At 71.6% G+C, this 790-nt stretch carries 1 protein-coding gene; it reads left to right on the top strand.

What is annotated here, in order from left to right:
* Window positions 1–790: SdrD B-like domain-containing protein (locus INT12_RS30580; RefSeq protein WP_226926394.1), on the top strand; the 790-nt coding region annotated here is incomplete at both ends.

Here is a 790-nt window from a genome sequence, read left to right as displayed (position 1 = left end):
TTACACCATCCAGGTGCGCAACGCCGGGCAGCAGCCGAGCCGCGGCGAATACGTGGTGCATGACCGCCTGCCGGCGGGCCTGAGCCTGGACAGCCAGCCGGTGGAGGCCGGCGGCGAGAACCCGTTCCGCGCCCCGACCCCGACCGAACGCGCCGCGTTCGAGGGCGAAGTGGGCAACCTGCCGGCATGCGTGGACGGCATCACCCACAACGCCTGCCGCGTACCCAACAGCGTGCAGCTGGCCGCCTCGGTCGGCGGCACCGTCTGGTTCGACGTGGGCAGTGACGACCAGCTGCTGGATGGCGGCGACCGCCGCCTGCCGTCGTGGATCGTGGAACTGGTGGACCCGGCCAACGGCCAGGTGCTGAAGACCACCGTGACCGCAGCCGATGGCAGCTACCGCTTCGGTGACGTGGTGCCGGGCGTGAAGTGGAACATCCGCTTCCGCGACCCGCGCTCGACCGTGCTGTGGCCGTTCCCGGTCACCCGCGAAACCGCCGGTGGAGTGCAGGAAGCCTGCGACGCCGATGCGGCGATCGCGCGGGGTGGGGTCAGCGCCTGCCGCACCACCGACAACGGCACCAGCCAGCTGGAAGTGGTGCTGCGCGCCGGCGGGCACCTGCCGCAGCAGAGCCTGCCGGTGGACCCTTCAGGCGTGGTGTATGACGCCACCACCCGCGACCCGGTACCGGGTTCGGTGGTGAGCCTGGCGCCGGTCGGCCTGTGCAGTGGGTATGACCCGCGTACCGGCGTGCTCAACGCCGCCGGTGGCGGGTACCGCATCGAAGGC

It is taken from the genome of Pseudomonas sp. K8, assembly GCF_014889455.1.
Classification (GTDB): Bacteria; Pseudomonadota; Gammaproteobacteria; order Pseudomonadales; family Pseudomonadaceae; genus Aquipseudomonas; species Aquipseudomonas veronii.
This window is presented reverse-complemented; position numbering and strand designations above follow the sequence as displayed.